Source organism: Chryseobacterium rhizoplanae (genome assembly GCF_900182655.1).
Taxonomy (GTDB): domain Bacteria; phylum Bacteroidota; class Bacteroidia; order Flavobacteriales; family Weeksellaceae; genus Chryseobacterium; species Chryseobacterium rhizoplanae.
Genome location: NZ_FXTC01000003.1, coordinates 248,519 through 274,998 on the forward strand (window position 1 = coordinate 248,519; position 26,480 = coordinate 274,998).

Annotated in this window: 21 protein-coding genes and 1 tRNA gene; 13 read left to right on the top strand and 9 right to left on the bottom strand. The window is 38.1% G+C overall.

Going from position 1 to position 26,480, the window contains the following annotated elements; translation table 11 throughout:
- Positions 1-104 precede the first annotated feature (104 nt).
- Together FN817_RS09810 and FN817_RS09815 are read left to right on the top strand one after the other, a co-directional pair.
- A tRNA-Gln gene (locus tag FN817_RS09810) sits at positions 105-175 on the top strand.
- A 149-nt stretch (positions 176-324) separates the two neighbouring features.
- Entirely contained in the window at positions 325-576 is a 252-nt protein-coding gene (locus tag FN817_RS09815; RefSeq protein WP_142717761.1) for a hypothetical protein, read from the top strand.
- A gap of 99 nt (positions 577-675) precedes the next feature.
- Here the strand turns inward: FN817_RS09815 and katG are convergent, their stop codons facing one another.
- Positions 676-2,955, bottom strand: coding sequence for a catalase/peroxidase HPI (gene katG / locus FN817_RS09820; RefSeq protein WP_142717762.1), 2,280 nt, complete (start codon positions 2,953-2,955; stop codon positions 676-678).
- Positions 2,956-3,418: 463 nt separating this feature from the next.
- Here katG and FN817_RS09825 point away from each other — a divergent pair, with 463 nt between their 5' ends.
- On the top strand, positions 3,419-3,886 hold the full coding sequence (locus FN817_RS09825) for a heme-binding domain-containing protein (protein ID WP_142717763.1): 468 nt from the start codon (positions 3,419-3,421) through the stop codon (positions 3,884-3,886).
- A 4-nt stretch (positions 3,887-3,890) separates the two neighbouring features.
- Positions 3,891-4,301 (top strand): thiol-disulfide oxidoreductase DCC family protein, encoded by a 411-nt coding sequence (locus FN817_RS09830; RefSeq protein WP_228451516.1) that lies wholly within the window; start codon positions 3,891-3,893, stop codon positions 4,299-4,301.
- 271 nt (positions 4,302-4,572) lie between these two features.
- On the opposite strand, the gene FN817_RS09835 is transcribed toward FN817_RS09830, so the two are convergent.
- Positions 4,573-6,012 (bottom strand): alpha-amylase, encoded by a 1,440-nt coding sequence (locus FN817_RS09835; RefSeq protein ID WP_142717765.1) that lies wholly within the window; start codon positions 6,010-6,012, stop codon positions 4,573-4,575.
- A gap of 187 nt (positions 6,013-6,199) precedes the next feature.
- On the opposite strand from FN817_RS09835, the gene FN817_RS09840 reads away from it, so the two are divergent.
- Complete coding sequence (locus FN817_RS09840; protein ID WP_142717766.1) at positions 6,200-6,871, top strand: DUF4290 domain-containing protein; 672 nt, start codon at positions 6,200-6,202, stop codon at positions 6,869-6,871.
- Entirely contained in the window at positions 6,871-8,178 is a 1,308-nt protein-coding gene (murA, locus tag FN817_RS09845; RefSeq protein WP_047386545.1) for a UDP-N-acetylglucosamine 1-carboxyvinyltransferase, read from the top strand. Before FN817_RS09840 ends, murA begins: the two co-directional genes overlap by 1 nt.
- Positions 8,179-8,397: 219 nt before the next feature.
- On the opposite strand, the gene FN817_RS09850 is transcribed toward murA, so the two are convergent.
- A complete protein-coding gene (locus tag FN817_RS09850) occupies positions 8,398-8,709 on the bottom strand; it encodes an NIL domain-containing protein (protein WP_142717767.1) in 312 nt (103 codons plus the stop codon).
- A gap of 159 nt (positions 8,710-8,868) precedes the next feature.
- On the bottom strand, positions 8,869-9,537 hold the full coding sequence (locus FN817_RS09855) for a YiiX/YebB-like N1pC/P60 family cysteine hydrolase (RefSeq protein ID WP_142717768.1): 669 nt from the start codon (positions 9,535-9,537) through the stop codon (positions 8,869-8,871).
- 101 nt (positions 9,538-9,638) lie between these two features.
- Between FN817_RS09855 and FN817_RS09860 the strand changes: the two genes are divergently transcribed.
- Both FN817_RS09860 and FN817_RS09865 read left to right on the top strand, forming a co-directional pair.
- Positions 9,639-10,343: a response regulator transcription factor gene (locus FN817_RS09860; RefSeq protein WP_142717769.1), complete on the top strand. Its 705-nt coding sequence runs from the start codon at positions 9,639-9,641 to the stop codon at positions 10,341-10,343.
- 21 nt (positions 10,344-10,364) lie between these two features.
- Complete coding sequence (locus FN817_RS09865; protein ID WP_142717770.1) at positions 10,365-11,726, top strand: HAMP domain-containing sensor histidine kinase; 1,362 nt, start codon at positions 10,365-10,367, stop codon at positions 11,724-11,726.
- A gap of 61 nt (positions 11,727-11,787) precedes the next feature.
- Here the strand turns inward: FN817_RS09865 and FN817_RS09870 are convergent, their stop codons facing one another.
- On the bottom strand, positions 11,788-12,639 hold the full coding sequence (locus FN817_RS09870) for an EamA family transporter (protein ID WP_142717771.1): 852 nt from the start codon (positions 12,637-12,639) through the stop codon (positions 11,788-11,790).
- 407 nt (positions 12,640-13,046) lie between these two features.
- Between FN817_RS09870 and FN817_RS09875 the strand changes: the two genes are divergently transcribed.
- From FN817_RS09875 to FN817_RS09890, 4 genes are read left to right on the top strand one after another with little or no spacing between them, the layout of a single operon-like run.
- A complete protein-coding gene (locus FN817_RS09875) occupies positions 13,047-13,529 on the top strand; it encodes an MgtC/SapB family protein (protein ID WP_142717772.1) in 483 nt (160 codons plus the stop codon).
- Positions 13,530-13,533: 4 nt separating this feature from the next.
- Positions 13,534-14,634: an efflux RND transporter periplasmic adaptor subunit gene (locus tag FN817_RS09880; protein ID WP_142717773.1), complete on the top strand. Its 1,101-nt coding sequence runs from the start codon at positions 13,534-13,536 to the stop codon at positions 14,632-14,634.
- A 26-nt stretch (positions 14,635-14,660) separates the two neighbouring features.
- Positions 14,661-17,756 carry an efflux RND transporter permease subunit gene (locus tag FN817_RS09885; RefSeq protein WP_142717774.1) on the top strand — a complete coding sequence of 1,032 codons (3,096 nt, stop codon included), beginning with the start codon at positions 14,661-14,663 and terminating at the stop codon, positions 17,754-17,756.
- Positions 17,746-19,011: a TolC family protein gene (locus tag FN817_RS09890; RefSeq protein ID WP_142717775.1), complete on the top strand. Its 1,266-nt coding sequence runs from the start codon at positions 17,746-17,748 to the stop codon at positions 19,009-19,011. The genes FN817_RS09885 and FN817_RS09890 overlap by 11 nt, the downstream gene beginning before the upstream one ends.
- Positions 19,012-19,212: 201 nt before the next feature.
- Here the strand turns inward: FN817_RS09890 and FN817_RS09895 are convergent, their stop codons facing one another.
- The 4 genes from FN817_RS09895 to FN817_RS09910 all read right to left on the bottom strand — a co-directional run bounded on the left by FN817_RS09895 (position 19,213) and on the right by FN817_RS09910 (position 25,044).
- Positions 19,213-19,668: a DUF1801 domain-containing protein gene (locus FN817_RS09895; protein WP_142717776.1), complete on the bottom strand. Its 456-nt coding sequence runs from the start codon at positions 19,666-19,668 to the stop codon at positions 19,213-19,215.
- A 24-nt stretch (positions 19,669-19,692) separates the two neighbouring features.
- Positions 19,693-21,114 (bottom strand): hypothetical protein, encoded by a 1,422-nt coding sequence (locus tag FN817_RS09900; protein ID WP_142717777.1) that lies wholly within the window; start codon positions 21,112-21,114, stop codon positions 19,693-19,695.
- A gap of 10 nt (positions 21,115-21,124) precedes the next feature.
- Positions 21,125-22,309 (bottom strand): hypothetical protein, encoded by a 1,185-nt coding sequence (locus FN817_RS09905; RefSeq protein WP_142717778.1) that lies wholly within the window; start codon positions 22,307-22,309, stop codon positions 21,125-21,127.
- 143 nt (positions 22,310-22,452) lie between these two features.
- Entirely contained in the window at positions 22,453-25,044 is a 2,592-nt protein-coding gene (locus FN817_RS09910; RefSeq protein ID WP_142717779.1) for a fibronectin type III domain-containing protein, read from the bottom strand.
- A gap of 226 nt (positions 25,045-25,270) precedes the next feature.
- Here FN817_RS09910 and FN817_RS09915 point away from each other — a divergent pair, with 226 nt between their 5' ends.
- Positions 25,271-26,476, top strand: a complete 1,206-nt coding sequence (locus tag FN817_RS09915) for a pyridoxal phosphate-dependent aminotransferase (RefSeq protein WP_047425920.1) — start codon at positions 25,271-25,273, stop codon at positions 26,474-26,476.
- Positions 26,477-26,480: the final 4 nt, after the last annotated feature.

Below are 26,480 nucleotides of genomic sequence, written 5' to 3' on the forward strand. Positions count from 1 at the left end.
TGGATATCAATAAGTAAAGTGTTTTACACTCTTATCATGTTAATTAATCTTTAATTTTGATTTTCATATTTAAAATAAATTCTATAATTTCGCATCATCGAAACAGACCTATAGTGTAACGGTAGCACTCCGGTTTTTGGTACCGTCAGTCGGGGTTCGAATCCCTGTGGGTCTACAAACCATCCTTTTTTAAGGATGGTTTTTGTTTTTATATCTTCATGACAAATCCTTAAATTGTAATTTAGCTCAGGAATAGCGACAGAGAAGCAGGTCGAAAAAATTATTTAAATACTACAATTAAGAATCCGGCTAAAACTAAATAAAATGACAGAATTAGAATTAAAAAACATCATGGAAATATGTAATAAGGCTACTCCATCTCCATGGACATCATATATTGAAGGTAGAGATTTCGATTCAGGATCGAATTTTATAATGACTGGAGAAGAAGAAAAGAGAGATTACGATATAGAGTTCATTTCAATAAAGCCTGAGGATCAAGATTTCATTGCCATGGCAAGAAATGTAATTCCATTATTAGTAGATGAAATTATTAAATTAAAAAGAGATCAATAAAATAAATAAATCTTTCGCTAACCTTCAAAGTCGACAATAAATATAAAAAACAACAGGCTGCCTTTTCAAGACAGCCTGTTTGTTATATGATTAAAAAGATTAAACCAGATCAAACCTATCCAGATTCATCACCTTCGTCCATGCTGCCACAAAGTCTTTTACAAACTTACTTTGTGCATCTGCACTTCCGTATACTTCAGCGATTGCTCTCAATTCAGAATTGGAACCAAAAACAAGATCGGCACGGGTAGCGGTCCATTTTGGCTGACCGGTTGAACGGTCACTTCCCATATAAAGCTGCTTATCATCTGACATGGCTTTCCATTGCGTTCCCATATCCAAAAGATTTACGAAGAAATCATTGGTAAGAACCCCAGGACGGCTGGTAAATACGCCATGTTTTGAACCGTCAAAGTTGGTATCCAAAGCACGCATTCCGCCTACTAATACTGTCAATTCAGGAGCTGTAAGTGTTAATAGCTGAGCTTTATCAATTAATAAAGACTCTGTAGATACCGTAAATCTTCTTTTCAGGTAATTACGGAATCCATCGGCAACGGGCTCAAGATATCCCATAGATTCTACATCAGTCTGTTCCTGAGAAGCGTCCATTCTTCCCGGAGCAAAAGGAACTTTTACATCCTGTCCGGCATTTCTTGCCGCAACTTCTACTGCGGCATTACCTGCTAAAACAATCACATCAGCTAAAGAGATTTTCTTACCTCCATTCTGAGAATCATTGAATTCTTTCTGGATTCCCTCCAATACTCCTAATACTTTATTCAGCTGTGAAGGATTATTTACTTCCCAGTTTCTCTGAGGTTCTAATCTGATTCTGGCTCCATTGGCACCCCCACGCTTATCACTTCCTCTGAAAGTAGAAGCAGACGCCCAGGCTGTAGATATAAGCTCTGAATTACTTAATCCTGAATTTAAAACCTTTGATTTCAATGTTTCCACATCATTTTCGTCAACCAATTCGTGATTCACTTCCGGAATAGGATCCTGCCAGATCAATTCTTCCTGTGGAACATCCGGTCCCAGATAACGGGCACGTGGCCCCATATCTCTATGTGTTAATTTAAACCAGGCTCTTGCAAAAGCATCGGCAAAAGCATCAGGGTTTTCGTAAAAGTGTCTTGAAATTTTTTCGTAAACAGGATCCAGTCTCAATGAAAGGTCTGTGGTAAGCATTGTTGGTTTATGCTTTTTATCAGCATCAAATGCATCAGGAATAATATCTGCACCATCCTTTGCTACCCATTGATGAGCTCCGGCAGGGCTTTTTGTTAATTCCCATTCATTTTCAAAAAGGTTTTTAAAGAAGTAATTGCTCCATTGAGTCGGAGTTTCTGTCCAGGTTACTTCCAGGCCACTGGAAATAGCATCTCTACCACTTCCTGATTTATAGCTGCTTGCCCATCCTAATCCCTGTTGTTCAATTCCTGCTCCTTCAGGTTCTTTACCTACATGATCTGCAGGGCCTGCTCCGTGTGTTTTACCGAAAGTGTGTCCTCCGGCAATCAAAGCAACCGTTTCTTCATCATTCATTGCCATACGGCCGAAAGTATCACGGATATCTTTAGCAGCAGCAATAGGATCTGGATTTCCGTCCGGACCTTCAGGGTTCACATAAATAAGTCCCATCTGTACAGCGGCCAAAGGATTTTCAAGATTTCTTGAATGAATATCTCCGTCTGCATCATCATCAGTAGGAAGAACTGCTGATTGCCCTTCTACTACTCCTTCTGAACCGTGAGCATAACGTAAGTCTCCTCCCAGCCATGTTTTTTCTGATCCCCAATATACATCGGAATCCGGTTCCCAAACATCCGCACGTCCTCCGGCAAATCCAAATGTTTTGAAGCCCATAGATTCAAGAGCAATGTTTCCGGTAAGAATTAAAAGGTCTGCCCATGAAATATTTCTACCATATTTCTGCTTGATCGGCCATAGTAATCTTCTTGCTTTATCAAGACTTACGTTATCCGGCCAGCTGTTTAATGGTGCAAAACGCTGCTGCCCAGCTCCTGCTCCGCCTCTACCATCTCCTACTCTATAAGTTCCGGCGCTGTGCCAGGCCATACGGATAAACAGTGGACCATAATGACCAAAATCTGCCGGCCACCAATCCTGGGAATCTGTCATCAATGCATGAAGATCTTTTTTTACCGCCTCAAGATCCAGGCTCTCAAATGCTTTGGCATAGTCAAAATCCTTGTCCATAGGATCTGAAAGCGAAGAATGCTGACGCAGAAGATCTACTCTAAGCTGATCCGGCCACCAATCAGAATTCTGGGTTCCGCCACCTGCTACACTCTTCTTCATTGTTCCGTTATGAAACGGGCATTTACTGATGTCATTCAAATCTTTTTCCATTGTCGTTTATTTTATTTTTTATGTTGATTAATACAGTTTAATTTTCTGTTGTAAGAACATGACAAACCTACAACGTTTGTTTAATAAATACAATCTATTAATTTTTATTTCAACGATAGTTAAAAACTATAAATATGTATTTCTGACAGCATCAGAACTAAGACAAAATTGTGGTATTAAGTTAATCATTTTTCAGATTAACTTAAATAAAAACAGCAGTATAGCGCTCAATTTAGAATTACTCAACGTAAGAATTTACAAAGAAAGGAAGAAAGAAGCTTGAGGAAGGAAGTGTAATAATATCAGGAAAAATAAATTATCAATTCTAAAAAAAATATGAAAAAATATACTATTTCATAAAACTACTGAAAGTGCCTCCAGCTTCCTTCTCCCAGCTTCCAACTTTATCTCACTAAAAATAAATTAACTACCTTTATCTTTACCAAACATGAATATTATCTCTATGAAAAAAATAATTGTTGTTATTCTCGTTGCCTTTATCATCATTCAGTTTTTTCCTATTGACAAAACAAATCCGCCTGCCACCCCGGGTATGGATTTTCTGAAGATTAAAAATACTCCGGAAAAAATTGCCCGTACCATTAGAACTTCTTGTTACGACTGTCATTCCAACGAAACCACTTATCCCTGGTATACTAATTTTTCACCAGCTTCATGGTGGGTAAAAAATCATATTGATGAAGGCAGGAAGCATCTTAATTTTTCTACCTTTGCAGTATATGAACCTAAAGGACAACTTCATAAACTGGAGGAATGTATAGAAATGGTTGAAAAAAAAGAAATGCCGCTTGAATCTTATTATTTAGGACATCAGGATGCCAAGCTATCGGATGAACAGCGTGCAGAACTTATTCAATATTTCAAAAAGGTTAAAGAAGATACCGAAAGAAGAATCATGTTTAATAAATAAAGCTGTGGAAAACTGGGAAAATAAACATATTGTATTTTTTGACGGAGATTGCGGAGTCTGTAATTTCTGGGTACAGTGGATTTTGGAGCGAGATAAGAAAGACCAATTCATGTTTGCTTCCCTTCAATCTGAATTCGGACAGCAATTTTTATCTGAAAGAGGTCTGGAAACAAATGTCTTTAATACGATGTACCTATGGAAACCGGGACGATATTATCTGATCAAATCGCGGGCAGTACTGGAAATCGCCAACTTACTGGGAGGAGTTTATAAACTTTCTTTTATTGGTAAAATTATGCCTGCATTTTTAAGCGATAAAGTATATGATATTATTTCCCGAAACAGAATGAAACTGGCCAATCAGAAATGTTATTTACCGGATCAGCACCAGAAGAAAAAGTTTATTCAGGTGTAATTTTATCTTATAGAAAGTTTCTTTCCAATTATTATAAAATATCATTCCGTAAGAAATTCTTACAGCACAACATTAAAATGAAAGATTGTATAGATTCCTACGGAATGACAAATAAGACGTATAGTTGTTTTTGTTTAATGTTTAATGTTTAATGTTTAATGTTTAATGTTTAATGGAAGTTAAACTGAAGAACGGTCTTTTACCAGCTTAATCAATTATCAATTATCAATTATCAATTATCAATTATCAATTATCAATTATTACTCATTACTTATAAATTAAGTGACCATACAGAATAAGAATTCGGCGGACACTGGATTTTCACCCATTTATCACCTTGGGTAGTCGGGTACCAGGTTGAATTTCCGGTAAAATCTTTAATCTGCTGGCTGCTCCAGTTGGTTTCTACCCATCTTTCCTGCCAGCTTGATGATGTATTGATATAAACAACCAGCCCGGGATTTCCATTATATCCGTTTCTTCTTGCAATATATTCATCATTATCGGTGTAGAGAATAGAAGTTGTTCCGGTAGCTTTATTATTATGAATCCAGATCAGATTGTTCAGTCTCTCTTTGTTCAGCCATTCTTCATAATCTCTGTAAAAAATGGTCGGATATCCTTCATGGGTTAAGATATAGGCATAGGCCGGCATTTTATTATAAATGATATCCGTGTCATGATTGGCTACAAAAGTGACAGCTTTATATGGATTTCTTTTCCACATCATATCATCATTCAGAACGTTTAAATTTCCGTTGTCAAAAGCCTCATCCATTTTATAATAAGCCGCAAAATCAAATACGGAGCTGTTCGCATTATTGGCCCACCATTCCAGTGTATTTACATTAGAGTCCCATAATTCACCAACAGAAAATCCGCCTACTTTAGAATTCCAGGTATTAACAACCCAAGGACCGAAACCTTTAACGTAATCAAACCTCCATCCATCAAACTTCATTACATTCTTATAATATTTTGCAACAGAATCATCTCTTCCCCAAAGCCAGTCCTGAACATGTGGATTAACATGAGACAGATCAGGAAATCCGCCAAAAGCGCCTTCGTCATTGTTTCCGTAAGCATTTTTATAAAAATCATTGTAGTTTCTCTGAAATTTTCCCGAAGCAACGCCTGAAAAATCAGTCCAGGTATTGGTTCCGGTGAAAGGATTCGCTTCGGATTGTCCACCACTGTTATGATTGATCACTATATCTGCATATACCTGCATATTTTCTGTGTGTGCTTTTGTAATCAATGCTTCCAATTCTGTTCTTGATCCGAAACGGGTTTCCACGCTTCCATTCTGATTAAAATTTCCAAAATCATAATAATCCGTAGGATCATATCCCATAGAGTAAGCTCCGTTCTGTGCTTTTGAAGCAGGAGGAAGCCATACGGCACCAATTCCCGCATCAGACCATGCAGTTAATTTATCTTTAACGGTATTCCACCAGTTGCCTCCTTCAGGAACATCCCAGTAAAAACCCTGCATCAGAACTCCACCACCGGGACCCGCAATAAATTTACCATTTGTAGATCCGGAATCCTTTCCGGTACTGAATGGACGGCCGTCATGATGAGTAACATTCACCGTTTTGTTATGAACTTCTTCCTGCCGGGAAGTCTCTGTAATCAATTCATCCCTGTTCTGACATGAGCTGACTAGTGCTAAAGCCAATAGGGAAAGGAAAAAATATGTTTTTTTCATTGTAATAATTAATTATCAATCTATTAAACAAGATACAATTTTATTGAAAACAAATTCAAATGAATGGGAAATATTTTAATTTTCAATAATAAATCAAGAGGAAAGTCATTTAAAATTTTCATTAAAAAATCATAAATTTTTCAGATTCTCGAAACAATTTTTCTTTTAATCCATATATTTGCATACTATGGAATACAATACCCAAAAAACTCAGCTTCATATGCCGGAATACGGCAGAATTATACAACAGTTGGTTGAGCGCTGCAAAGAACTTCCTACCAAAGAGGAAAGGAATGAAATGGCTATGGCAATCATCGATTTTATGGGTCAGAGAAACCCACAACTTCGCGACGAGGAAAATTATAAACATAAACTTTGGGACCATCTTTTTATTCTTGCTAATCATGATCTGGATGTAGATTCTCCATATCCGTTCCCTACTCCGGAACAATTGGCAGAAAAGCCTAAAAGAATGGAATATCCAAAACTTCAGGGTGACTTTAAGTTTTACGGAAAAAGTATTCTTCAATTGATAGAAAAAGCAATTGAACTGGAAACGGGTGATGAAAAAGAAGCCCTTATCGAGGTAATTGCCAACAATATGAAGAAATCTTATAATGTCTATAATAAAGAACATGTGACGGATGATGTAATTTTCCGCCACCTGAAAGAACTGTCTGAAAACAGGCTGGACCTTACCGGAATAGATTCTCTTGAAAAAAGTAAAATCTATTACACCAGCAATAACAACAACAGGAATAACAACAATAACAACAGGAATAACAACAGTAATAAAAACAACAACAGCAACCAGCCTAACAAAAGAAGGCATAATAACAATCATAAAAACAGAAAATAATGAGTGGAACATTTCAAATACGAGGAGGAAAAAGACTGCAGGGCGAAATAACTCCACAAGGGGCCAAGAATGAGGCTCTACAAATTTTATGTGCGGTACTCCTTACGGACGAAGAGGTAAGAATCAAAAATATTCCGGATATTCATGATGTCAACAGACTGATTGAAATTCTTGGAGATTTTGGGGTAAAAATTACTAAAAACGGACAGGGAGATTATACTTTCAAGGCTGATCAGGTAAATTTTGATTACATAAAATCTAACGAGTTCAAAAAAGACGGCGCAAAATTACGTGGATCCATTATGCTGATGGGACCAATGCTTGCCCGTTACGGTGAAGCCTATATGCCGACTCCGGGAGGGGACAAAATCGGAAGAAGAAGACTGGATACCCACTTTCAGGGACTTGTTGAACTGGGTGCTGAATTCAATTATGATGAAGAGGAATATTTCTATTCTTTAAAAGCTAAAGAATTAAGAGGAAAATTTATCTTACTGGAAGAAGCTTCTGTTACCGGAACTGCCAACATTGTAATGGCAGCAGCTCTGGCAAAAGGAAAAACAAGAATCTACAACGCGGCATGCGAACCTTATCTTCAGCAATTGTGTAAAATGCTGAACAGAATGGGAGCCAATATCTCAGGAATCGGGTCTAACCTTCTTACTATTGAAGGAGTAGATTATCTGAGAGGAACAGAACATACTATGCTTCCGGATATGGTAGAAATCGGATCGTGGATTGGTCTTGCAGCTATGACGAAATCTGAAATTACCATCAAAAATGTAAACTGGAACCAGCTTGGTGTCATCCCGAATACATTCAGAAAATTAGGAATCGAGCTTGAGCAAAGTGGTGATGATATCTACATTCCTGCTCAGGAACATTATAAAATTCAGAAATTTATTGACGGATCTATCCTTACTATCTCGGATGCTCCATGGCCAGGATTTACGCCGGATTTATTATCTATTATTTTAGTGGTAGCTACTCAGGCAAAAGGAAGCATTCTGGTTCATCAGAAAATGTTTGAATCCAGATTATTCTTTGTTGATAAATTAATTGACATGGGAGCTCAGATCATTTTATGTGATCCGCACAGAGCTACGGTAATCGGGTTGAACCAGGAAGCTCCGCTAAGAGGAACAACGATGGTTTCTCCGGATATCAGAGCTGGAAATGCACTTCTTATTGCAGCACTTTCTGCAGAAGGAAAATCTATTATCCACAATATCGAGCAAATCGACAGAGGATATGAGAATATCGATGGAAGGCTGAAAGCAATTGGTGCTGATATCGAAAGAATTTAAAATTATTTTATTTAATATCGAAGCGTTCAGAGTAATCTGAGCGCTTTTTTCTTTTTTACCACCCCGTCAAAAATTCTTTGAATTTTCGCCACCCCTCCGGAGGAGGGGAATTTTGTCCCGGCCAATAATTGTTCTGTTTTAATTTACATTTAGTATAAAGTAAAAAGTGCCCGGTAAAAAACCGGACACTTTGAGTAATTAAAACTATATGAATCTCACTTAAAAATACTTTCTGCAGATATACTCCACTGTTGTATTCATAAGTTTATTTTTATTCAGATAGATCTCAAGCTGCTGAAAATCTTCTGAATTGACATTAATATATAACTGTACTGAACCAAAACTATATCCGTTCACATACTCTACATTAGCGGATAACACTCTATGACAGATGCCCAGTTGATTGTAGATGGTATTCATTAAATGTTCAAATTTCATTTTGCCATTCAACTCTATTTCCAATAACAATTCTTTTTTAGGCAGGTTAATTTTATTTTGTAAAACCTGCAGGCCCGGATTAGGTGTAATCATCGCTAAACATTTTTTGGTTAAACTTCTATGATCATATTGCGCTCTGCATTTAAATCTGTGACAAAAATATAAAAAAATATTAGTCCACCAAATTAGTAGACTAATATTTTTAAAAATTTAACATAAAAAAAAGAAGCCTGTTCAGCTTCTCTCTATATTTTAATAGTTTCCTATCCTTTCTAATTTATCAGACCCGGCAAGTCCATTAGGGTTACAACCCGGCTCTCCTTCAGGGACTATCAGATTTTTTTTGGTATAGAATTCTTTCCAGAATGCATTTGTTTTTCCTGTTTTAGGATCAATAAACGTCATGGGTTCCAGTTTGAAAATATTTTCTGCCCGAAAGGATCTTTCTACAAAATCTGAACAGTAATAAGAATTTTCATCCAGGATATAATTGAAGTTGTAAGGCTTCCCCAACATAGAATGCGCTTTTTTAATAGCTTCAGGAATAGTTGTCTGATATTCAGGCTTTAAACGATAAACAATCACCTCCTGCCCGTCTTCTTTTTGATCTTTTATAAAATCCTTCAGATCCTGTTTTTGAGAACCTCCTTTCGGAGCAGCATGCAGAACAAACATTTTATTACCATCTTTTTCAAGAATTCCGATATGATCAAATGAAGCAGCCTTCTGTTTTTGAGTGACATTATTGATCGCACCGGAAAGCCCCGATTCTTTAGCCGTTACAAAAAGCAGGTCACCGTTTTTAAGCTGTACCTTACCGGAATAAGCATTTTTACACTGTACCAATAATACCATCAGACAGGATAAAAACCAAATAACAGTACCCTTTTTTATTCTTTTTTTAATTCTAAATTCAGACATTCGATTATACTTTCGGGACCAAAATTACAAAATAGAATTCATTACATTTGTGGGAATATTGATCTATTCTTCACATCAACTCAAACCTATTCAAGATTCTTATGCCACATATTTTATTAGTTGAAGACGATGACAGACTTTCCAAACTGATTGCAAAAGGATTTCAGGAAGCTGAATTTGAGGTGACCGTGGCTTATGATGGAAACACAGGTTTGAAACTGGCTCAACAGACGAATTTTGATCTGGTAGTCACAGATATTGTTCTGCCTAAAAAAAATGGTCTTGAATTTTGCAATGAAATAAAAACGCTGAAACCTGATCTTCCGGTCATTATGCTGACAGCATTGGGAACTACGGATGATAAACTGGAAGGCTTTGATGCCGGAGCGGATGATTATCTGACCAAACCTTTTGAAATGCGTGAACTGGTAGCAAGGATCAAAGTACTTCTGAAACGCTTTTCACAACAGAGACAGCAAAATGTTTCCGTTCTGAAATATGAAGGAATTGAAATGAATCTGGAACAGAAAACAGTGCGCAGAGATCATACACCAATAAAACTCACTCCGAAAGAATTTAATCTTTTAAAATTCATGATGGAGAACTCCGAAAGGGTTCTTTCCCGAAGTGAAATTGCAGAAAAAGTATGGGAGACCCATTTCGATACGGGCACCAATTTTATTGATGTGTATATCAATTACCTTAGAAAAAAAATAGATAAAGATTTTGAAACGAAACTGATCCACACCAAAGCCGGCATGGGATTCATTCTGAAAAAAGACTACGAATCAGGCCTTGTACAGTAAGCATCAACTAAAAATATCCGGATGAAAATAAGAACCCGACTTACGCTGCTTTTTACCTTAATCACTGCAATGCTTTTGGGGGTTTACAGCGTTTCGATCTATTATTCATCCAAAGAAGCCAGAGAGAAATCTTTTTACAGTGAACTTCAGAACGAAGCTATTGCTAAAGCTGATTTATTTTTCCGGAGTTCATTGCCTGAAAAGGAAATGCACAAGCTTTATAAAAACAATACCAGAACCCTAAATGAAGTTCAGGTAGCGATTTATGATGTTAATAAGCAACTTGTTTATCATGATGATGCGAAAGTAGATTATGTAAAAGAAACCCCGGAAATGCTTTCGCAGATATTCCAGAAAAAGAGAATCAATTTCTTTCTAAACGATTTACAGGTAATCGGAATGGTATATCATTACGAGGGAAAAACTTACGCAGTCACCGCAGCAGCTTATGATCAGTATGGATATGAATATCTCACTCATCTTCTTACCATCAGCATTATTTCCTTCTTTATTATTTTAATATTGATTTATCTGGCTGGGATATTTCTCTCTAAAAAAGCATTGAGCCCACTTAGTGAAATGGTCAATCAGATCAAAAAAATCACCGCCGGAAAATTACAGTTACGCCTGAAAACAACGAAGGAAAAAGATGAACTTAATGAGCTTGCCCAAAACTTCAATGGAATGCTGGAGCGGCTTGAAAATTCTTTTGATTCACAAAAGCATTTCGTATCAAACATTTCACATGAACTGAGAACGCCTTTATCTGCGATTATTACAGAGCTGGAACTGGCTTCCGAGAAAGATAAAACCAAAGAGGAATACAAAGAAACCATTCAATATGCCCTGAATGACGCCCGAAATATGGTAAAACTGTCCAACAGCTTAATGGACCTCGCCAAAGCAAGCTATGACCCCAATGAAATCAGTTTTTCTGAAGTGCGCCTTGATGAGATTCTTCTGGAATCTTACAGCAAAATAATAAGAGAAAATTCAGAATATAAAGTTTCACTGAACATCGAAGATTCAATAGAAGAACACCAGCTGGTCATTCAGGGAAATGAATATCTGCTGCAGGTTGCATTTAATAATCTTATTGACAATGCCTGTAAATATTCTCCGGAACACAGTTGTCTGATAGATGTCAGAATCCATTACGAATATCTTAAAATAAGCTTTATCAATTCCGGGAATATGATTCTTAAGGAAGATTTACAGTATATTTTCGAGCCATTTTTCAGAAGTGAAACAACCAGTCAGGAAAAAGGTCATGGAATAGGATTATTTCTCACCAGGAAAATTATTCTGCTCCACAATGCAAAAGTAAATGTAGTATCGGATCATAACGAAACTATTTTCACGGTAGAGTTCATGATTAGTTGATGTATCAACACTTCATTCAAATTTATTTGAATCTTAATTTCCCTTTTAAAATTCCATAATTCTACTCATGAGCAAGAGATTTCTTATTGAAAACTGTAGTTCCTATGCTGGCAGCAATTACACATGCAATAGAAATCCATTGTAAAAAAGATAATTCTTCAGCAAGAAAAACCAATCCTGAAAGTGCTGCAAATGCAGGTTCCAGACTCATCAGAATACTAAAAGTCTTTGCAGGAAGTCTTTTCAATGCCATAATCTCCAATGAAAAAGGCAAAGCACTCGAAAGAATAGCCACACCGAGACCTTTAACAAAAATAGCAGGAGTAAGATTAAAAACCGCTCCATCCCAAATCGTAAAGGGAATAATTACCATGCTCGCAAATATCATCCCGGTCGTTACCGCATCTTTTCCGTCCATTATTTTCGAAACCTTTCCACCCATGATGATGTAAACAGCCCAGAACATCCCGGCCAGAAAGGCCAGCCCAAGACCTACCAAATCAACATGATCATTTTGCCACGGAACAATCAGCAGAATTCCGACACAGGCTAATAATGCCCATACAACATCCAATAGTTTACGTGACAAAGCCAGTGCAAGAAATAAAGGACCTGCAAATTCTACTGTAACCGCCAATCCCAATGGAATCCGTTGAATCGCCATATAAAAAATAAGATTCATTGCAGCCAATCCTATTCCGTAGACCGCACAGTATTTCCATTTTTGTCTGTCAAACTGTAAAAATTTCGGACGGTTAATCAACGTAAGCAAAACAGCAGAAAGTACAATTCTTAAAGTAACTGTACCAATAGCTCCGATGGCAGGAAAAAGCTGCTTGGCAATGGACGCTCCTCCCTGTACACATATGATTGCTAAAAGCGTAGCTGGTATTGCTATGTTTGATTTTTTCATTTCTAAAATATATAATTCAAAAGATTTTGGAAAGAAGTTTCCGAGATTCAGCAGGCTTTTATTTTATGTGATAAATCGTGAAATTAATCATGTAAAACTGCCTGCCCCCAAATGTATTGAAATTTTATCTTTTACAATGGGTACAGCTTACACTTATTAATAGGGTCTAAAAAAATAATCATTTCTTATTTCACCATTAAAAAAACAGGAAAACATTTTCTCTAATGATTTTATAATAATATTCTAAAGCTTTTCTAACGGTAAAAAAACGTGTTACTCTTTACTTTTGCACAGTAAAAAATAAAGCACATGGACGCAGATCCTTACAGTAATTATCAATCTTAAAAGCTTTAGTTGTACTCACTTTTCCCGTACAGCTGAAAAGCTTTATAAAAACAGGAAAAGTTATGAATACATTCGAATTTACTCTTCGCCTCCTTACCGCATTTGCTCTTGGTGCCGGCATTGGTTTTGAAAGACAGTGGCGCAAAAAAAATGCCGGACTCAGAACCAACACTTTGGTTTGCATTGGCTCTGCAGCATTCGTATTGATTGCTATCAGAATTGGTGGCGATGCGGCCGGAAGAATCACCTCTTATATTGTCAGCGGAATAGGCTTCCTTGGTGGCGGCGTTATCATGAAAGACGGCCTTACCGTAAGAGGATTAAATACAGCAGCCACATTATGGTGCTCTGCGGCCATAGGCGCATTATGTGCGTTGGGATATCCTGCAGAAGCCCTCATCACAGTTTTCTTTATTGTCTCTACCAATATATTCCTGAGACCTACTTTATCCTCTCAGAAGGAAGCAAGAGGCAAAAAATGGCTCAGCACCAAGAAAAATACCAAAGAAAAAGTAAAAATCAGCAATAGCACTCAATTGTATTAAGATCATGAAAAAAATAATCTTAAGTAGTATTGTTCTTTTTGCAGTTTCCTGTAAAGACAATAGACCTCAGCAAAACAAAGAACCGGAAATAATGATAAAAGGTGATCAGGCAACCATTCCGGAAAATATTCCCATTTTCAAAAAAATTAAAACACAGGTTGTTGCCGAACAGGAACACAGTGATGGAGTAATCTCAGCAGGAACAATCCAGGCGATTCCCAATCATTATGCGGAAATTGCCAGCCCTTTTTCCGGAAGAATTACCCGATCATTTATTCAGCTTGGACAACATATTTCTGCCGGAAGCCCGCTTTTCGAGATCCTTTCTTCAGATTATTTTTCAGTTCAGAAAGATTACACAGATGCACTGAATGATGTACAACTTGCGGAAAAAAATTACAGACGCCAGCAAGATCTTGTCAGGCACGGAGTAGGCATCCAAAAGGAACTGGACGAAGCGGAAACCGATTTTAAAAATAAAAAGACATCTCTTTCTAATGCTGCTTCAGCCTTAAAAGTCTATAACAGTAAAGCAGGAGGTATTGGGAGTCCTCTCATTGTAAGAGCTCCCATCAACGGAGAAATTATTTCCAACAAAATTGTAAACGGCCAATATCTGAAAGGAGATGCCGATCCGGTAATGATTATCGCAGAATTATCAAAAGTCTGGATTTCCGGTGATGTAAAAGAAAAAGACATCCGCTTTGTGAATACCGGAGATCAGGTTTCTGTAAAAGTAAGTGCCTATCCGGACAGAAATATTAGCGGAAAAGTGTATCACATCAATGAAATAGTGGATGAAGATACCCGAAGTATAAAAGTTCTTATTGAATGTGATAATCCAGACAGAAAACTAAAACCTGGCATGTATGCTACCGTCAACTTTTCAACAACTCCTGAAAAAACGGTTATGATTCCCGTAACCGCTTTGATGCAGCAGGACAGTTTCCAGTATGTATGGGTAAAAATCGGCAGGAATCAATATGCAAAACGCTCTGTGACAACGGGAGAAACTGATCAGAAAACAGTAAGAATCACATCAGGATTAAAACCCGGAGAAATCATCATGACCGAAGGAGGAATTTATATGCTGGATGCGAAATAATGTAAAATGATGCGAAATCAAGAACTATGAAAAAATTACTTACAATCTCTATACAGAAAAGATGGCTGATGCTGGCTCTCTTCCTTTTACTGGGATTTTTCGGGTATTATTCCTGGACCAGATTATCCATTGAAGCCTATCCTGACATTGCGGATGTAACCTCTCAGGTAGTAACTCAGGTTCCGGGGCTGGCTGCCGAAGAAGTAGAACAGCAAATCACAATCCCTTTGGAAAGATCTCTGAACGGACTTCCCGGAATGCATGCCATGCGAAGCAAAAGTACTTTCGGGCTTTCCATTATTACCATGGTTTTCGATGACGGGATAGATGATTATTGGGCAAGGCAGCGTATTCAGGAAAGACTGACAGATGTGGAGCTTCCTTATGGGGCACAGCCGGGATTGGATCCCCTCACCTCTCCCATCGGCGAAGTCTATCGTTACATTATCGAAAGCAACAACCACAGTCTGCGGGAATTGACGGATTTACAAAAGTTTGTCATCATTCCCCGTATCAAACAGGTTTCAGGAATTGCTGATGTAACCAATTTTGGGGGAATTACCACTCAGTTTCAGATCGAGCTGGATCCGCATAAGCTTGAACAATACGGATTATCTCTGTCTGAAGTTACCGAAACAATCTCCAAAAACAATGTGAGCGCCGGAGGCAGTATGCTTCCTCGCGGAAACCTTGCTTATGTCATCCGTGGAATAGGTTTGGTAAAAGACTTAAATGACCTTGGAAAAATTGTAGTCAAAACCCAAAATGGGGTTCCAGTTTTTCTGAATGACGTAGGAACATTGAAATACGGAAATCTGGAAAGGAAAGGGATTCTCGGCTATACAGACAGAAAACGTAATTATTCTGAAAGTGTGGAAGGAATTGTGCTTTTATTAAGGGGTCAAAACCCTTCAAAAGTACTGGAAGGTGTGCATGAAGCGATTGAAGAACTGAATAACGAAACACTTCCTCCCGGAGTTAAAATCCATCCTTTTCTGGACAGAACGGATCTTGTGAAAACTACGCTTACCACAGTTTCCCATACCCTTACCGAAGGTATTGTACTGGTTATTATCGTTCTGATTGTATTTCTTGGAAGCTGGCGGGGAGCATTGCTGGTGGCGATTACCATTCCACTTTCTTTGTTATTTGCTTTTATACTCATGTATTTTACCAATATTCCGGCCAATCTTCTTTCACTGGGAGCGATTGATTTCGGGATCATTGTAGATGGAGCCATCGTCATGCTGGAAACCATTCTGAAGAAACGCGAAGAAAATTCTGAAGACACACTGGAAGAAAAAACCATTACCCAGAGAGTGATTGAAGTGGCAAAACCTATTTTCTTTTCCACGATCATTATCATTACCGCTTATCTTCCCTTGTTTGCTTTTGAAAGAGTAGAGAAAAAATTATTTACCCCTATGGCTTTTACTGTTGGATATGCTCTATTGGGAGCCCTTGCTGTTGCATTACTTCTGATTCCGGGATTAGCTTATGTCATCTATCGGAAACCACAGAAGATCTATCACAATAAATGGCTGGAAAAACTAAGCTCAGCTTATGGAAAGAGCATTGAAAAAATAATGCAGACTCCTAAAAGAGTAATCATTCCTATTATGATCGTTCTGGTTTCTGCCGGAATTCTCTCCTATCATGTGGGAAAAGATTTCCTTCCCGAATTGGATGAAGGTTCCATATGGTTACAGGTACAGTTACCTCCTGGAATTTCTTTAGCCAAATCAAAAGAAATGAGTGATACTTTACGTGCCCGTACTCTCAGACATCCTGAAATCACTTATATGATGGTTCAGGCAGGACGTAATGATGATGGTACCGACCCATGGACGGCTTCCCACTTTGAAGTATCTGTTGGAATAAAACCTTACAGCGAATGGCCTTCAGGAAAAACAAAAGCCGACCTCATCAAAGAACTTGCGGCCGATTATAAAGATATGCCGGGGTTCACCGTTGGGTTTTCGCAACCTATGATTGACGGGGTCATGGATAAAATCTCCGGAGCTCACAGTGAGCTGGTAGTAAAGGTATATGGAGAAGACTTTAAGGAAACCAGGCGAATTGCAGAAAATGTATTATCCACTTTAAATACAATTCCGGGTTCTGCAGATCTTGCTATCGATCAGGAGCCACCGTTACCTCAACTGCAGATTATTACCAACAGAGACAAGATTGCTCAGTATGGATTGAATGTAGCTGATGTTGCCGACCTTATTGAAGTGGCATTGGGAGGAAAAGCCATTTCCCAGATCTTTATCGGCAATAAGGTGTATGATATTTCCTGCCGTTACACGGAAGACAGCCGCGATACGCCGGATAAAATCGGAAACCTGATGTTGACTTCAGCTTCAGGGGCAAAAATTCCGCTGTCTCAGGTGGCAGAAGTAAAATTAAGCACCGGTGAAAGTACTATTACCAGAGAAATGAATAAACGACATCTTACGGTAAAACTGAATCTGAGAGGTACTGATCTTTCTTCTTTTCTGAAAAATGCACAGGATAAAATTGAAAAAGAGATCAAATACGATCACGAAAAATATCAAATCAAATGGGGCGGGCAGTTTGAAAATCAAAACAGGGCATATTCAAGGCTGGCATTTATTGTTCCGTTAGCACTGGCTATTATGTTCTTGTTGTTGTATGGCGCATTTGGAGATTTCAGGCAGGCTTTGGTATTGATGTCTATTGTTCCACTGGCTTTATTTGGCGGAATGCTCGCGCTCAATATCCGGGGAATGTCTCTGAATGTGTCTTCAGCCGTAGGATTCATCGCGTTGTTCGGAGTTGCTATCCAGAACGGAGTCATTATGATTTCTCATATCAACGATCTCCGTAAGAAAGGATATGAGCTGAAAGAGGCAGCCATCAAAGGGGCAAAAGACCGTTTCAGACCTGTACTGATGACCGCAACGGTGGCTGTAATTGGATTATTCCCTGCATCATTGGCCACAGGAATCGGTTCTGATGTACAGCGTCCACTGGCAACTGTGATTGTTTATGGACTGATGTTCTCCACTATTTTAACCTTATTCGTTTTGCCGGCAATTTATTTTATGACTGAACGCCGAAACGAAAAACAAAATTTAGAATCAAATGAAAATTAGAGTTCGATTTATCATATTATCTCTCGTATTGCTAAGTATTACATGGATGAAGGCACAGGAAAAAGAACTTTTATCATTCGAAGAATACCTGAGTCTTGTCGGAAATAAAAATCTGGGATATGCTTCTCAAAAATACAATGTAAGTATGGCCGAAGCTGCTATCCAAACCGCCAATATGTTTCCTGATCCTCAATTAGAAATGGAAACTACCAATAATGGGGTCAGTCAGAATATGGGATATGTGTATGGCGCATCACTAGGCTGGACCCTTGAATTGGGTGGTAAAAGAAAAGCCAGGGTAAATCTGGCCAGAAACCAATCGGAGCTGAGCAAAATACAATTGCAGGATTTCTTCAGGAATCTGAGAGCAGATGCAAGCTTAGGATATATTGAGGCTCTAAAATCCAAAGCTTTGCTTGAGGTACAGCAGGATTCTTATAAAAATATGCAACAGCTTGCAAAGTCCGACAGTATCCGTTACAGATTGGGAACTATATCACTTGTGACGTCCAAACAAAGTAAACTGGAAGCTACTTCTCTTCTCAATGAAGTATATCAGGCTGAAAGTGCAGAACAGCAGGCGCTCACCAGTTTATCGGTTTTTCTTGGAGAAAGCAAAATTACAGACAGAGATGTTGCCGGAGATTTTAATGCCTTCAACAGGGATTTTAGTATTGATGATCTGATTCTTCAGGCCTTAAATGAAAGAGCAGATTTATTGGCTGCCAGACAAAATACAGAGGTTACCAAAAGTCAGATCAGCCTTGAAAAAGCTAATAGAGTTATAGATTTAGGCATCAGTGCCGGAGCAGAGCGTCATACCGAAGCTACGAATGAAATTGCCCCTTCTCCCACCGTAAATGCTGTAAAAATGGGCATTAGCATTCCTTTGAAATTTTCCAACAGAAGAAATGCAGGATTGAAAATAGCAGAAATGGCTCATTCTCAGGCAGAAGTTGAGTACAAACAAATCGAACAAGGTATAAAAGCTGAGGTAATGCAGGCTTATCAGCAATATACAGCCACTCAGAAACAGCTCAGACAATTTCATAACGGAATGCTTACGGAAGCACAAAGTATTCTGGAAGGAATCACCTACAGCTACAAAAGAGGAGAAAGCTCAATCCTTGAAGTCCTGAATGCCCAGAGAACATATAACAATGTAAGGAAAGATTATTATCAGGCTCTTGCAGATAATGCTGCCGCTTTGATTGAGCTTGAGCGTAAAGCGGGAATTTGGGATATTCATTTTTAGAAAGGAAGAAGGAAGCTGGAGGATGGAAGTTTCCGGATGTCGATGAATAAATACACACCCATTTAATTAACTTTTTAATCGTAAAACACATACCCATCAAACGACAAACGCTGATTCTAAAAACACAACTATAACTTCCTGCTTCCATCCTCCAGCTTCCAGCATAAAAAAGGCCCTGAAATTTAGTTCAGGGCTCTTTTTTTATCTTTTATACTGAGATTCATAAATTCCGATCCAGTCATCAGGAGTCATTTTCTGACTCAGTTCGGCAATCAGTTCAAAAGGAATATCTTCTACTTTTTTGAAGCGGACACAGGATTTTCCCATATCCAGCTTCTTTTTGGAATGTTTAGGATATTCTCCTACGAACCAATCCAGAAGTTCCGGTTTTGAATACAGACCCATATGATACAGCGCTATAAAATTCTTCTGAGAAGCCAGATTGATGAATGGCAGCGGTGTTCCGGGAGCACAGTGATATCCGGCAGGATAAGTTGTCAAAGGAACTACCCAACCTATCATCCCATAATTTGTAGCGTCCTCAAAACCTTTCGGGAGATTATCATTCACCGCATCGTAAAGTTTTTTGAAAGCTTCCTGTCTTTCTTCAGGAATCTTTGAGATATAATCTTCTATGGAAACCGACTGAATCTGCATATTGTAATTTTTTCTAAAATACGATTATTTTATAAAATTGTATACACTGAACATCTGAACATCTTTGCTGCTCTTTTGAAGGAACATCATTTTGTTGACATTCGGAACATACTGAATCATATTTCCATCTGCAAAACCGTAGTTCTGAAAGAAGTTTCTTCCTTTATAATCAAGGCTTACTTCCTGAGGTTTCAGGTTGGCAAAATCAAAAACTTTCATAGAGAATCCTGTGTTTCCGAAGGCTCCTTTAGGATAGAATGCAGAAATATAAAGTTTGTCTCCGGATTCAACCACGTGAATTCTTTTTCCAGTAGAAGTTCCAGCTGCTACAAATTGCTTTACCTCTCCTTCTTTATTAAATTTGATCAACATTCCTGCATCCAGTGAATATACGGGATCAGGGAAACGATTCATTGTTGTAGGCATCGGTCTTGTCACCGTTTCCTGCTGGACAGCCATTAAAGTCTCATCTCCTTTCACGATGGTTTTGATGACTTTCACGTCGTTCATGTCTTTGCTTCCCGCCAAATTGGTATTGCTGATAACCGCTTTTCCGGATTTCATATCATAAAACATTACCGTTCCGAAAGTACTCGCTCCAATGGTAACCGCTGCATTTTTTCTTCCAAAAGTCACCAGATAATCATTATCATTTTTACTGAAAGCATACAACTTCTCAGGAATATATTTGTCATCAAATGGAAGATCTTTATCCTCAGTATTAGACACCAGCTCCAGCTTATAAGATTCCTTCCAGCCTGCAGCTTTACGCAGTACAACGATTTTCGCTGAGTTAGTTAATGTTAAAGATTTTTCAACATAGTCATTACTCAATGTAATTTCTTTGTTCCAAACCGGGGAAAGGGTTCTCAGGTCCAATACCAGAACATCATTTACATTATCTGTTTTTTTGCTGGCAAATCTGTCATTGAAGATGGCTGCATATTTTCCGTTTTCTGAGAAAAGAACATACGTTGTACCCGATCTGTTGGTAGATTCAATATTGTATTTTGCAATACTCTTTGTTGTAAAAGTACCTTCTTTTTTACTGAAAACATGTTGAAAAACTTCTTTCCTGTTTTCCTTTCCGAAATACTCTTCTGTAAATGCTATAAATTTATCATCATCAATCTGCTGTGATCCCAAATAATTGTGTAGAACCCCATTCGTTTTATTGGCGTAATCTTTTACATAAGTATCCACAAGACTTCCGTTCTGATCCAGTTTTCTCATTAATAATTTCTTGTGAGGAAAAACATTTCTCATCAGTCCGTCAATATTGATAGCACTGAACATATAAGAATTATAATCATCTGCCAGTACCAGTTTATCATCCGTTTCAAGATTGGCATCCACCGTGAATTTTGTTCCCTCAGTCACTTTCGTCTGTGCATAAGAGTACACAGAAGCTGTAATTAATGCCGAAGCAATAATCTGTTTAATCATATCGTTTTCTTTAGTTATTATAAATTTTCTCTTCTAATCTTTTCAGTTCAAGATTGGCATCATAGGATAGTTTAATATCTACCAGATGTTCCTGTAGTTCATTTAAATATTTCTCTGCTTCCTGGTAGTTCCCTAAAGCAATATTCAATCTGATCAGGTTAAAATAAAGATACTCTCCGATCTTCTGATTGTAAACAGCTTTCTTATCGTTGTAATTTACTTTTGTCAAAGCACTTTTCCAAAGATCAATCCCTTTCTGCATGTTTTCCATGGCTACTTTATTCGGTGCATAATCTGACTTTGCCTGAAGTTTTTTAAGATTGGTTGTAACGTAGATATACGCTTTTTCCAGATCATCATACTCTCCTTTGTTCTTTACAGTTGCCAAGGTCACGGTAGAATTGATGGTCTGATACCCGAAGTTTTCATTGATAATATTCCTTGTACGGTCAATGGTTCTCTGAAGATACCTTTTTTCCTGAGCATTAAGATTAATTTCATTGGTCGGAACGCTTGCTATTTCTGCAAAATCTGAGAAATAAGTCTTATCCAGTTTTACAGTTCCTCCCTGTTTCGCAATAATTTTTGTAGGCTGATTGGCGAAAGTTTTTCCCTGATTGTCCTGAAAATTTGTTCTTTCCATTTCAATGACAATATCCAGATAATTTCCTCCTTTTGAAAAACCGGTCACATCTATTTGAGAAGCCAGAATCTTATTATCCACAATTAGGGCATCTCTAAGATCTGGCTGCTGATACACCGGAACCGGAGGAATATTAAGGATAGGTCTGGATGGTAATCTCAGCGTTGGAGCACCGTTGGTAGCTGCAATTTTTTCAACCGCTGATAACTTACTGTATTCTGCAGATTCAAGTTTGTACTTTTCCTGAAGCTTTTTCACTTCAGCATCATAATCTTTCAATCTTTCTCCGTGTTCGTACTTGGCATTTTCAACGTTTGCCTGATAATTATTCACCTTTTTCTGATGATCTTCTTTTGATAATCTTATAACATCATCTTTTGTAATGTTATAGGGAGATTTTACCGTAATCGTATAGTTTCTGCTGGAAAGGTCTGTAGGAAAAACCGGTTCTTTCAAAAGCTGGAAACTGATCATTTCTTTATCAATTCGTTGAGCCTGCGAAAATTCGGAATAAAATAATGGTATTAAAAAAAGTAGTTTTAATTTATTCATGGATGTTATAGTTTTCGGTGCAAATGTATAATAATTTCATCAACATTTTTTAAGAATAATTTGTCCAGTTATTATTTAATGGATCATAAAAAAGGCAGCCACACGAATGCAACTGCCTACAGAAATTATTAACTCAAAAAATTTTATTTTTTAATGGCTTTTACTGTAGATTTTGAACCATTTTTAAAGTTCATTGTCACTAAGTATAAACCAGCATTTAATTCTCCCAACTGAAGTTCTGAGGTTGGATTGTCAATAGTTTTCACTACTCTTCCTGCCACATCTGTAACCGTTACAGATTTAACATCTTTGATATCTGCGACATGCAGAACATCTTTGAAAGGATTAGGATATACATTCACTTCTTTTTTCTTAACAGCTGTTTCAGCTGTAGCTAAATTGGACTGTGTAAGAGAGAAATCATCAAATCCCATATAGTACGGATCCGTTGTTGTATTCAAAGCTTTAATTCCAAATGAATAGTCACCAGTAACCGTTGGGATATAGGTAACGGTAACTTTAGTATAATTAGCACTATTACCTCCCCCTGCAGCTGTTTGATCAGCCGTAATAAATGTTGATAAGCTAGTTGCTCCGGTCGCTGTTTGTCCGTTGTTTACCAATACTTCATTCTGCCAACCAGAATAGCCGTCTCCTACCCAATAGAATGTAAAATCATACGAACTTCCTGCAGTTAGAGTAAACGTAGGTGTCCATAAATAAGCTGCATTACTATATGGATAATAAATCGTCACATAATTTGGAGCAGATTTAGGATCATTATAAGCTTGCTGGGAAGCATTTGCTGATGTAAAGTTATAGTTAGATGAACTTCCTCCCGGAGTTTGTTTCCAACAGTTCGGAATGATTGCAGAACCTATAGTTGCCATTGCATCAAAATTTTCACTCCAAGGCAGTGTAGTTATTGGAACACAAAGAGTTGTAAATGATGTAGAAGTACTCCAGATGCTCTTATCAGATGCACTACAGCTAGATCTTACCCACGTATAATATGTTGTAGAGGGCTGCAGTCCGCTTAACGGTGCAGAAGCTGTTGTAGAAGTTACAGAGTTTGTAGCGTTTAAAACAGTAGAAGCATCAGGTGCAGTATTGTTTGTGCTGTAATAAACTTCGTATCCACCTGCAGGAACCGGAGATGGTTCCGTCCAACCGATCGTTGCTGTGTTCGCTCCTACGTTTGATGACGTAACTGCTGTAGGCTCCAGACAAGAAGGAATATTCTGAACTGTAATATTATCAATATAAAGTCCACGGCCTGTACCTCCTAAACCATGCTTAAATGCTAATTGTAAATCAGAACCCGCAGGAATATTAACTGTATATTGTGTATGGGTAGTTGTCAGAGCAATAGGAGAACCAATTGGTGTAAAAGACGCAGGATCAGCAGGGTTTGATAAAGTACCCACTAACAATGTGTACCCATTTGATCCGGATCTTGCATAGAATCTCACCCGTTTAGTACCATCTGAAAGGTTTACAGTTGGAGGCGAAATTAACATTTGGCTGCCTGTAGTAGCCGTAGAGTTATATAAATAATAAGCATTAGGTGCTGAATAGTTGTTGGTTGTAGTTACATAACCATAGCCCGCAAATGATGCACTTTCTAGATATGCCCAGCAGCTTGGTGCATTTGTGTTGGTGCTGGAACCTGTACTTGTTGTATCGAAGTTTTCTGTATACGGAACCGTAAAAGTAGAACAAGCTGTTTTAAATGTTCCTGCAAAAGACCATACACTTTGGCCTGTCGCCGTGTTACAGTTGGATCTTACCCAATAATAATAAGTGGTATTGGAATTAAGACCTCCTATCGTTGTACTTGTTCCTGTTACTCCCGGATAGGTAGGTGTTACTGAGCCCGCCGGGGTTGTGTTTGAAGTACTGTGGTATACATCATAGCTGGCAGCATTACCTGTCCATGAAACCAAAGCCGAGTTTGCCGTGATTCCTGAAACGGCCTGCAATACAGGAGGCATACAATCCGAATAAGCGTCCGCTGAAAAAGCAAAAATATTCGGTATCCCTGAACCACTAGCCTTGGTTACTGTTACACTTTGTATCAGCTTTGTCTGATTTGCTGCATCTATTGCCAGTTCAGCCTGATATAATCTTGGATTGGTTCCGCCTTCAGGAGAAGGAACATCATCACCAGCCCCAGGAGTAGCTCCCGGCTTTTTAATTCTTCCTATTCCCTGGATGGCAAAATTAGATCCATTATACCAGTCTGCAAGACTGATACTTGAGAACGTCTGTGAACTGCCATCTGTAAAATTGACCACTACACTTACTGTAGAAGTCCCACTTCCACTTACAGCAAGCATATACAGCTTGGTTGCTGCTTTTGGTGTTGTAAATGCCAAAGTTCCGTTATCATTGATTGCAGCAAGCCTTAAAGAGTTGTTCGCATTCAAACTGGCTAGCTGAAAGCTCAATCCCGGAGTGGTTCCCACTACGGAATTAATAACTCCATCAACAGGAATACCATACGTAATCGCTGCACTTGTGGAGGTCAGCTGAAAATCTTTCGCTATAAAAGCGTAAGAAACTCCGTCTACGTCATTATTTGTAGTAACTGTTGAAGAACCTATCCCGTTTGCAATTACATCAGCTGTAAAGCCTGAAGAAATCGGCATAGTTTGATAATTTTGAGCCATGAGTACACTGGCAGAAAACAGAGCGATAGCAGGTACCACTCTAGAAAATAAATTTATTACCATTTTAATCACATTTGAGGCGAAATTTAGTAAAAATAATAATACGAAAATGTTATTTTTAACAAAATCTTAAACTTTATTTAAAATGTGTGAAAAATTAATATCAAACACCATTTAAATAAGCAACTTTCAAAGACAACGTAAAACTTAATGAAACATCTTCTTATTGATTCTTAATTTTATTATTGAGAAATTAAATCCTATTTTTGTCATACAAATTTTTTGAACAATGCCGAATATTTCAAACAGAGCGCTGCATATGCCGCCATCGCCGGTAAGAAAACTGGTTCCCTTTGCATTACAAGCAAAACAGAAAGGAATAAAAGTATACCACCTTAATATCGGACAGCCTGATATTGAAACTCCGGAAACAGCTTTAAATGCTTTAAAAAACATCGATTTAAAAGTATTGGAATATGCGCTTTCTGAAGGAAATATAGAATACAGAAAGGCCCTTACAGAATATTATCACTCTTTAGGTTTTTCAGATCTTACACCCGATAATTTCATTGTTACCAATGGAGGTTCTGAAGCCCTGAACTTTGCGATCTCTACTTTATGTGATGAAGGTGACGAAGTGATTATCCCTGAGCCTTATTATGCCAACTACAATGGTTTCACCAGCACATTTGATGTGAATGTAGTAGCCGTATCTTCTACTATTGATACAGGTTTTGCTTTACCTCCTATTGAAGAATTCGAGAAAAAAATCACAGAAAAAACCAGAGCAATCATTATCTGTAACCCAGGAAACCCTACCGGATATCTGTATACCCGCGAGGAACTTCAGAAGCTGGCAGACATTGCTTTGAAATATGATATTGTAATCATTTCTGATGAAGTATACAGAGAATATGTATATGACGGAAAACAGCAGATCTCCATGTTTGATTTCCCTGAATTAGCTGAAAACTGCATCATCATTGATTCTGAATCCAAGCGTTATTCTATGTGTGGAGTAAGAATCGGATGTATGGTTACCCGTTCCAGCAAGATCCGTAATGCTGCCATGCTTTTTGCACAGGCGAGGTTGAGCCCGGTTCTTCTAGGACAGATTGCAGCAACAGCGGCACACCAGAATGATGGTGCCTACATCAGAGCGGTAAGAGAAGAGTATACCCACAGAAGAAATGTATTGGTAGATCTTTTGAATGCTATCCCGGGTGTAATCTGCCCAAAACCAAGAGGAGCTTTCTACTGTGTTGCTGAACTTCCGGTAGATGATACTGAAAAATTTGCACAGTGGCTGCTTGAAAAATATTCTCTTAACAACGAAACCATTATGGTAGCTCCTGCAGGAGGATTCTACAGTGATCCTGAATTAGGAAAGAAACAGGTAAGAATTGCCTACGTTCTGAAAGAAGAAGATTTAAAAAGAAGTGCTGAAATTCTGAAAGAAGCTTTAAAGAAGTACAGAGAAGAATTCAGTCTGTAAAATA

Excerpts from the sequence above, each read along its gene's own strand:
- FN817_RS09815 (WP_142717761.1), top strand. The coding sequence starts at position 325 with ATGACAGAATTAGAATTAAAAAACATCATGGAAATATGTAATAAGGCT.
- katG (WP_142717762.1), bottom strand. The coding sequence starts at position 2,955 with ATGGAAAAAGATTTGAATGACATCAGTAAATGCCCGTTTCATAACGGA.
- FN817_RS09825 (WP_142717763.1), top strand. The coding sequence starts at position 3,419 with ATGAAAAAAATAATTGTTGTTATTCTCGTTGCCTTTATCATCATTCAG.
- FN817_RS09835 (WP_142717765.1), bottom strand. The coding sequence starts at position 6,012 with ATGAAAAAAACATATTTTTTCCTTTCCCTATTGGCTTTAGCACTAGTC.
- FN817_RS09840 (WP_142717766.1), top strand. The coding sequence starts at position 6,200 with ATGGAATACAATACCCAAAAAACTCAGCTTCATATGCCGGAATACGGC.
- murA (WP_047386545.1), top strand. The coding sequence starts at position 6,871 with ATGAGTGGAACATTTCAAATACGAGGAGGAAAAAGACTGCAGGGCGAA.
- FN817_RS09850 (WP_142717767.1), bottom strand. The coding sequence starts at position 8,709 with ATGATTACACCTAATCCGGGCCTGCAGGTTTTACAAAATAAAATTAAC.
- FN817_RS09855 (WP_142717768.1), bottom strand. The coding sequence starts at position 9,537 with ATGTCTGAATTTAGAATTAAAAAAAGAATAAAAAAGGGTACTGTTATT.
- FN817_RS09860 (WP_142717769.1), top strand. The coding sequence starts at position 9,639 with ATGCCACATATTTTATTAGTTGAAGACGATGACAGACTTTCCAAACTG.
- FN817_RS09865 (WP_142717770.1), top strand. The coding sequence starts at position 10,365 with ATGAAAATAAGAACCCGACTTACGCTGCTTTTTACCTTAATCACTGCA.
- FN817_RS09870 (WP_142717771.1), bottom strand. The coding sequence starts at position 12,639 with ATGAAAAAATCAAACATAGCAATACCAGCTACGCTTTTAGCAATCATA.
- FN817_RS09875 (WP_142717772.1), top strand. The coding sequence starts at position 13,047 with ATGAATACATTCGAATTTACTCTTCGCCTCCTTACCGCATTTGCTCTT.
- FN817_RS09880 (WP_142717773.1), top strand. The coding sequence starts at position 13,534 with ATGAAAAAAATAATCTTAAGTAGTATTGTTCTTTTTGCAGTTTCCTGT.
- FN817_RS09885 (WP_142717774.1), top strand. The coding sequence starts at position 14,661 with ATGAAAAAATTACTTACAATCTCTATACAGAAAAGATGGCTGATGCTG.
- FN817_RS09890 (WP_142717775.1), top strand. The coding sequence starts at position 17,746 with ATGAAAATTAGAGTTCGATTTATCATATTATCTCTCGTATTGCTAAGT.
- FN817_RS09895 (WP_142717776.1), bottom strand. The coding sequence starts at position 19,668 with ATGCAGATTCAGTCGGTTTCCATAGAAGATTATATCTCAAAGATTCCT.
- FN817_RS09900 (WP_142717777.1), bottom strand. The coding sequence starts at position 21,114 with ATGATTAAACAGATTATTGCTTCGGCATTAATTACAGCTTCTGTGTAC.
- FN817_RS09905 (WP_142717778.1), bottom strand. The coding sequence starts at position 22,309 with ATGAATAAATTAAAACTACTTTTTTTAATACCATTATTTTATTCCGAA.
- FN817_RS09910 (WP_142717779.1), bottom strand. The coding sequence starts at position 25,044 with ATGGTAATAAATTTATTTTCTAGAGTGGTACCTGCTATCGCTCTGTTT.
- FN817_RS09915 (WP_047425920.1), top strand. The coding sequence starts at position 25,271 with ATGCCGAATATTTCAAACAGAGCGCTGCATATGCCGCCATCGCCGGTA.